Origin of the sequence: Massilia glaciei (assembly GCF_003011895.2) — a bacterium.
Lineage (GTDB): Bacteria > Pseudomonadota > Gammaproteobacteria > Burkholderiales > Burkholderiaceae_D > Telluria_A > Telluria_A glaciei.
On record NZ_PXWF02000113.1, the window covers coordinates 1 to 7,280 of the forward strand.

Annotated in this window: 7 protein-coding genes; 4 read left to right on the forward strand and 3 right to left on the reverse strand. The window is 63.3% G+C overall.

The genetic code is table 11. From position 1 onward, the window contains the following. Both C7C56_RS08105 and C7C56_RS28020 read left to right on the forward strand, forming a co-directional pair. A partial coding sequence (locus C7C56_RS08105) for a tlde1 domain-containing protein (protein ID WP_146204341.1) occupies positions 1 to 402 on the forward strand: 402 nt, incomplete at its 5' end. A gap of 7 nt (positions 403 to 409) precedes the next feature. Next, positions 410 to 934 (forward strand): hypothetical protein, encoded by a 525-nt coding sequence (locus tag C7C56_RS28020; RefSeq protein WP_146204342.1) that lies wholly within the window; start codon positions 410 to 412, stop codon positions 932 to 934. A gap of 179 nt (positions 935 to 1,113) precedes the next feature. Here the strand turns inward: C7C56_RS28020 and pdxR are convergent, their stop codons facing one another. Beyond that, positions 1,114 to 2,595, reverse strand: a complete 1,482-nt coding sequence (gene pdxR / locus C7C56_RS08110) for a MocR-like pyridoxine biosynthesis transcription factor PdxR (protein WP_106756937.1) — start codon at positions 2,593 to 2,595, stop codon at positions 1,114 to 1,116. A gap of 121 nt (positions 2,596 to 2,716) precedes the next feature. On the opposite strand from pdxR, the gene gabT reads away from it, so the two are divergent. After that, positions 2,717 to 3,991, forward strand: a complete 1,275-nt coding sequence (gene gabT / locus C7C56_RS08115) for a 4-aminobutyrate--2-oxoglutarate transaminase (RefSeq protein ID WP_106756940.1) — start codon at positions 2,717 to 2,719, stop codon at positions 3,989 to 3,991. Positions 3,992 to 4,013: 22 nt separating this feature from the next. Then, a complete protein-coding gene (locus C7C56_RS08120) occupies positions 4,014 to 4,784 on the forward strand; it encodes an N-acyl homoserine lactonase family protein (protein WP_229458411.1) in 771 nt (256 codons plus the stop codon). A 28-nt stretch (positions 4,785 to 4,812) separates the two neighbouring features. Here C7C56_RS08120 and C7C56_RS08125 read toward each other — a convergent pair whose 3' ends face one another. Together C7C56_RS08125 and C7C56_RS08130 are read right to left on the reverse strand one after the other, a co-directional pair. Beyond that, on the reverse strand, positions 4,813 to 6,645 hold the full coding sequence (locus tag C7C56_RS08125) for a GGDEF domain-containing protein (RefSeq protein WP_181373065.1): 1,833 nt from the start codon (positions 6,643 to 6,645) through the stop codon (positions 4,813 to 4,815). Between the two features lie 277 nt (positions 6,646 to 6,922). Beyond that, a partial coding sequence (locus tag C7C56_RS08130; protein ID WP_267874673.1) for an acyl-CoA dehydrogenase family protein occupies positions 6,923 to 7,280 on the reverse strand: 358 nt, incomplete at its 5' end.

A 7,280-nucleotide genomic window follows, 5' to 3' on the forward strand; every position in this document is an offset into this window, starting at 1 on the left:
GTCAATATTCGGTCGGCGCCAACAATCAAAGCAACCTCTGGCAGAGGGGAGCACCAAAATAACAGTAATTATGAACAGCTGAGCGATCAAGGGCCGATACCACGAGGAGCATACGAAATTATTCCTTCCCAAATTGATGACCCGTCGTTAATAGCAGACTTGCGTCGAAACTTTAGAGATACCCCTGCTGAAGGCGGTGGTGACTGGGGTGACTGGAGAGCGCGGATCTATCCGTTACCTGGGACTAACCGTTTCTTTCGTACAGGCTTCTATTTGCACGGAGGGTACTTAGATGGATCTGCGGGCTGTATCGATATCGGCGGTGGAATTTTTGGCAACAACAAATTGCTGAAAGATTTGAAGCGCGATCCCAACAATAGAGTTCCGCTCACCGTTCGTTAGGATAGTCATGAAGAGTAAAAAAATAGCATTTTCAATCGTACTTCTCCTCTTCGTGTTCGCCGCGTTTGCCGCATTGACGGCGAATATGCTTTTCTCACGAATACCCAAGAATCCCGAGTTGGCGCTCAAGAGTTTTTATGAACGTGAAGTGGCTGAAGATCAGATGATGGACCCGTTGATCCTTGCAGGAGAGCCTGTTGTTTCACTACTCGCGAAAGAAGTAGAAAATCCCAACATGCTGCACCGTCGATATGCGATCGGCGCACTGGGTAATCTCAAGAGCAAGGCCGCTTTGCCGACTCTAGAAAAATTGAGCCGTACGAGTTCGGAACATCAAATTATGCGTTGCGATTCACTTGTTGCAATAGGAATGATTGACCACGCGGAAGGGCTCCGTGTCGCCGCTAGCATAGAGTCCGAACGGCTGCAGTGTCTGTGGGACGTAGTAGGCCACCACACCTATTCGTCCTGGTTGAAATCGGGTGCTCCACGACGAACCTATTTGGCGGCTTTGTTAGGTTGGCATCATTGACGGCACGGATTGCTCCCTTAGCCCCGGTTTAACGTGCAGGCAAATAGCTACGTAAAAAATCAATCTGCGAACTACGCTTTCCAGATCGGGCTGCCGAGACGCCCACACGCGACCGGAACGAAGGACGGGCCGTCTCACCCAGCGGTTTTGCCAACGCCGTCGGTTCCCTGCGCGATGGCTCACGGAAGGTGGCGGGTGATGATCGCGGCGAGGCGCTCGAAGGCTGGCCCGATCAGTTCATCGGGCACGCCGGCATAACCGAGCAGCAGGCCTTTTTTGGCGGCGCCCTTGTGCTTGTAGTAGCGCGACAATGCACGCGCGATGATGCCCGCTTGCTGCGCCTGCGCGCTCACGGCGACGTCGTCGCAGTCGTCGGGCAACAACAGCGTCAGGTGCAATCCGGCGTCGCCGCCGGCGATCGCGAGCCGGTCGCCAAAGTTGGCCCCAATCGCATCCTGCAGCAGTTGGCGCCGCCGCGCATACAAAATCCGCATGCGCCGTATGTGCGACGAAAAATAGCCCTTGTCCATAAACTCGGCCAGCACCGCCTGAGTGAACACCTGCCCGCCCCGGTACAGCTCCGACACCCCGGTGGCGAACGCCCCGGCCAGCGCCTCGGGCACCACGAGATAGCCGATGCGCAGCCCCGGGAACAGGGTCTTGCTGAACGAGCCAAGATACAGCACGCGCGCGCACGCATCCATGCCCTGCAGGGCGGCCAGCGGCCTGCCGTTGTAGCGAAACTCGCTGTCGTAGTCGTCTTCGACGACCCAGGCCTGGTTGGCGGCGGCGAATTCGAGCAGCTTGCGGCGGCGCGACAGGCTCAAGACCGAACCCAAAGGGTATTGGTGCGACGGCGTCACAAAGATGAACCGCGGCGGATGGCGCAGGTTCGCCTCGTCGAAGGTCATGCCGTCGGCGTCGACCGGAATCGGCACCGTCTCGAGGTTGAGCGCGTTGAGCACGTTGTGCGTGCCCCAATAGCACGGCTCCTCGACCCAGGCGCGCTCGCCCGGATCGGCCAGCAGCTTGGCCACCAGGTCGACCGACTGGTGGATGCCGGCGGTGATGATCACCTGCCCCGCATGGCAGTTGACCGAGCGCGCCACGCGCAGGTAGTCGGCGATCGCTTCGCGCAGCGGCAGGTGGCCGCCGCCACTCGAATAGCTCAGCATTTCGGGCCGCGAGCGCCGCCACAGGGTGCTGTGCAGGCGGTTCCAGATCACATTCGGAAAGCGCGTCACGTCGGGCACCCCGGGCAAAAAAGCCCCCCACTGCACGCTGTGCGCGCCGGCCCCGCCCACCAGCGCCGCACCGCGCGCCGACAGGCCGACGCTGGCGCCGCGCTCGGCCGGCGCCTGCGGCTGCGGCGCCAACGCGGGCGATTGGTCCGGCACGGTGCTGGCGATATAGGTGCCGGCTCCAGCGCGGCTGGCAAGGTATCCCTCGGCCACCAGTTGTTCGTACGCGTAGATCACCGTGTTGCGCGACAGCTTGAGCTGGCGCGCCAGGTCGCGTGAACTGGGCAACTGCAGCCCCTCGCTAAGCACGCCGTCGAGCACCGCCGCGCGCACCAGCCGGTATATCTGGCGGTTCACGGGTTTGCCCGGGCCGCGGTCGAGCCGCTGCAAAAGATAATCGGAGAGCGTGGCGGTCAGCAAAGTGGCCCCATCAAAAATTCGATATTGGATCTGGAGTATAGGGCCAATCGCACGCTAGTATCCGGGCGTGAATGTAAAAATCAGACAGGACGACGAGATGGACAACGAGATGAGCAACGAGATGAGCAACGCCGACCTACAGCGCCGCAAAGAACAAGCCACGCCGCGCGGCGTGGGGGTGATGTGCCAGTTCTATGCCTCGCACGCCAGCAACGCCGAGATCTGGGACGTGGAGAACCGCCGCTACATCGATTTCGCGGGTGGCATCGCGGTGCTCAACACGGGGCACCGCCACCCAAAAGTGGTCGCGGCGATCGAACAGCAACTGGGCAAATTCACCCACACCTGCTACCAGATCGTGCCGTACGAAAGTTATATCGAACTGGCCGAGCGGATCAACGCGATCACGCCGGGCACGCATGCGAAAAAAACCGCTTTGTTCTCGACCGGGGCCGAAGCGGTCGAGAACGCGATCAAGATCGCGCGCGCGGCGACCGGCCGCAGCGCCGTGATCGCGTTCTCGGGCGGCTTCCATGGACGCACCTTCATGGGCATGGCGCTGACGGGCAAGGTCGCGCCGTACAAACTCGGCTTCGGTCCCTTCCCGGGCGACGTCTACCACGCGCCCTTCCCCATCGACCTGCACGGCGTCGGCATCGACGATTCGCTCGGCGCGCTGCACATGCTGTTCAAGTCCTCGGTCGACCCGAAACGGGTGGCCGCGATCATCCTCGAACCGGTGCAGGGCGAAGGCGGCTTTTATGCGGCGCCGCCCGCGTTCATGCGCGCGCTGCGCGCCATCTGCGACGAGCACGGCATTTTGCTGATCGCCGACGAGGTGCAAACGGGCTTTGGCCGCACCGGCAAGCTGTTCGCGATGGAGCACTACGACGTGCTGGCCGACCTGACCACGATGGCCAAGAGCCTGGCCGGCGGCATGCCGCTGTCGGCCGTGTGCGGGCGCGCCGAGATCATGGACGCGCCGGCGCCGGGCGGCCTTGGCGGCACCTACGCCGGCAACGCGCTGGCGGTCGCCTCGGCGCTGGCGGTGCTCGACGTGATCGAGGAAGAACAACTGGTGGCGCGCGCGGCCACCCTGGGCGAACGGCTGCAGCAGCGACTGCGCGCCATGCGTGACGGCGGCGTGGCGCAGATCGGCGACGTGCGCGGCCTCGGCGCGATGGTCGCGCTCGAGTTCATGAAGCCCGGCACGCGCGAGCCGGACCCGGACTTTACCAAACTGGTGCAAACGCGGGCGCTGCAAAAGGGCCTGCTGCTGCTCACCTGCGGCACCTATGGCAATGTGATCCGCTTCCTGTTCCCGCTAACCATCGGCGACGCGTTGCTCGATGAGGGCCTCGACGTGCTCGAAGCGGCGCTGCGCGAACTAGCCTAGCAGCGCCATGACGGCACGCGCCTTGAAACTCTGGCCCCTGCTGACGGGCACCCACCGCTACGAGAAAACGGTGTCGACGCGCGGGCGCGGCCACGGGCAATGGATCGAGGCGCCGATTCTGGCGTACCTGATCGAGACCCCGAACGGCCGCATTTTGTACGACGCCGGCTGCGACTACGGCAAGCTGGCCGACCCCGCCCTGGCCGAAAAATTCTTCGCGCCGATGCGCGCGCAGTTCGACCCGCCCCTGATGACCCCGGAGCAGCGCATTCCGCGCTATCTGGCGCGCCTCGGCCTGCGCCCGGCCGACATCGACCTCATTTTTTTGGGCCACCTGCACTTCGACCACGCCGGCGGCGTGTGCGACTTTCCGGGCTGCGAGGTGCATATCCATGCCGACGAAATCGACGCGGCGCGCAACGGCAAGGACGACGGCGTGTTTGCCGACGAATGGGCCGACAGCGGCCGCTGGGAACTCAAAACCGGCGAGTACACGGTCGCGCCGGGCGTCCACGCGCTCGCCAGCCCGGGCCATTCGGCCGGCCACATGTCGCTGCTGGTCGAACTGCCCAAGGGCGCGCCGGTGATCATTTGCGGCGACGCCGCCGACCTGTTTGAGAACCTGCGCGACGAGGTCGCCCCCGGCTACTGCTGGGAAGACAACGAGGCGCTGGCGCTCGCCAGCATCCGTAAGCTCAAGTCGCTCGCGCGGCAGGAGAATGCGGACCTCTGGCCGAGCCACGACATGGCCCACTTCAACGGCCTGCCGCGCTTTCCGAACTGGCGCGGCTAGGAGGCTGTGCGGCTAGGAGGCTGTGCGGCTAGCCCGCGGACGCGGCGATCTCGGTGCGGTTGCGACCTTTTTCCTTGGCCGCATACAAGGCCAGGTCGGCGCGCTCGAGCATGCCGTCGGCCGAGGCGTCACCGGCCGACATCACGGCCAGACCGGCGCTGAAGGTCGGCAGCGCAGCGCCTTGCAGCAAGGGGCAGTTCATCTGCAGGATGCGGGTGCGGATGCGGTCGATGACGATCAGCGCACCTTGTTGATCGGTGTGCGGCATCATGAGCACGAATTCCTCGCCGCCAAGGCGCGCCAGCACGTCGTCGATGCGCAAGCCCTGCAGCGCGGTGCGGGCGAGCTCGCGCAGAACCTCGTCACCGGCATGGTGCCCATAGGTGTCGTTGACCTTTTTGAAGAAATCGATATCGATCACCGCCATGGTCAGGTCGAGATGGTGGCGGCGCGAACGCGCGAATTCGCGCGCCATGCGCTCCATCAGGCAGCGCCGGTTGACCAGGCCGGTCAGCACATCGGTTTCGGCCATTCTTTTGAGGATCGCGCCGTGGCGGATCCGGTGCCACCACGCCAGCACAGCGGCGATCAAGGCGAACGCGAGGGCGACCGTGGCCGCGAGATACACCTCCTGCTGCTGGCGCCGCCTCACAAGCTCGGCCTCCTGCAGGGCGCCCTTCTGCTTGAGGATGATATTGTCCTGGCTTTGCTTTTGAATATCGAAACGCGACTGCAGATCAAGCACGATCTTTCTCTGCTGCCGCTCCACGATCTTCTCGTTCATATTTTTTGACAATAACAAGTCGTCGTAGGCGCCGTCCTTGTTCCCGGTCGCCGCCTTGATCTTGCTGCGCAACTCGAGCGATGTGCGCTCCAGGGTCTCGTCCTTGATCTTCACGCTCGACGCAAAGGCGCTGTTGGCCGCCGCCAAGGCTTGCGGGTAGCGCTTGTTCGCCAGCCCCATGCGCCCGAGGTAAAGGTGGACCCAGCCGACGGTCTGCTGGTCGCCGGCGCTTTCGAACACGGGTTTTGCGGCGTTCATATAGCGCTCCGCGGCCGCCAGATCGTTGTGCCGGAACGCCAGCTTCCCCAATCCGTAGTCGCTGTAGGCCACCCCCTGCAGATCCCCGACTTTCTGCGCCGTCTCGCGCGAGTCGCGCATCAGTATTTTTGCCTCCTCTTCGCGCACGCCGCGCTTGATATTGAGCGAGGCGAGCCTGAATTGCGCGATGCTGAGCCTGACCGAGGGCGGCTGCCCGCGCAGATTGTCGAGCGCGGCGCGGAAGTTCTGTTCGGCCTCGTCGAACGCATTGCTCTGGTGCTGCACATAGGCGATCGACACGAGCACGTCGGCGCGGATGGTGCGCGCATCCTTCAACGGCGCGATGCGCAATGCCTTGTACAACTCGTCGAGCGAGGTTTCGTAGTTTTCCAGCGTGTTGTAGAGCACTCCGCGCGCGGCGTGTATATCGGCCAGTGCCGCATTATCCGAGGGCGCCGTCGCCTGCAGTACCCGGTCGAGCATGGCCAGCATGGCGGCGCTTTCGCCGCTGGCGGTCGAGCCGCAGGTGCGGGCCATGGTGAGGCGGTGCGTTTGCCGATTTGTCAGATTGGGCATGGCCAGGCCCTCGGTCGACCACTTGACCGCCTCGGCCCCGAGCGACAACACGCATGCGGTATCGCCGGCCACGGCCAGCCAGTCGGCGCGCAGCGGATCGGACGGCGCCAGCGTTTTTAGCTGCGTCAGCGCCTGCGAGCGGACTTCTTGCGGTGCGAATTGGACGCGCCCGTACGCGCGTTCGGCGGGCTGCGCCAGTCCAGCGGCCTGGGCAAGTCCGGTGCCAAAAAATAGACAGCACAAAAATGATGATAAGCAGCGCATTCTGCCCTACCTTGCTTGCCGACACGATTCGACAGTAGCACGCTTCGATTTGAAATGTCACACATTATCACCAAGCGAACGGGCGCGGCTGGCGCGGCACACCACCGCTTTTTTGCGGCGCTCACAGGGGCGGAGGCGTGAAATAGGACGTAAAAAAAGGGATAAACAAACAACATGAGTGTTGCTTGAGGGATACATCGTGAAATCGGATGGCGGCGCGCGTTTGGCGCCGCCCCGATTTCTAGCTAGGCAAGGATCACTGGAACGCCTGGATGCCGGTCTGGGCGCGGCCCAAAATCAGCGCGTGGATGTCGTGCGTGCCCTCGTAGGTGTTGACGACCTCGAGGTTGATCATGTGGCGGATGACGCCGAACTCGTCCGAGATGCCGTTGCCACCCAACATGTCGCGCGCGACCCGGGCGATGTCGAGCGACTTGCCGCACGAGTTACGCTTCATCATCGACGTGATCTCAACGGCGGCGGTGCCGGCGTCCTTCATGCGGCCCAGTTGCAGGCAGCCCTGCAGGGCGAGCGTGATTTCGGTCTGCATGTCGGCCAGCTTCTTTTGCACCAGCTGGTTGGCCGCGAGCGGGCGGCCGAACTGGTGGCGGTCG

What these genes read in the sequence shown, in the direction of transcription:
- C7C56_RS28020 (WP_146204342.1), top strand. Translation starts at nt 410, where the DNA reads ATGAAGAGTAAAAAAATAGCATTTTCAATCGTACTTCTCCTCTTCGTG.
- gabT (WP_106756940.1), top strand. Translation starts at nt 2,717, where the DNA reads ATGAGCAACGCCGACCTACAGCGCCGCAAAGAACAAGCCACGCCGCGC.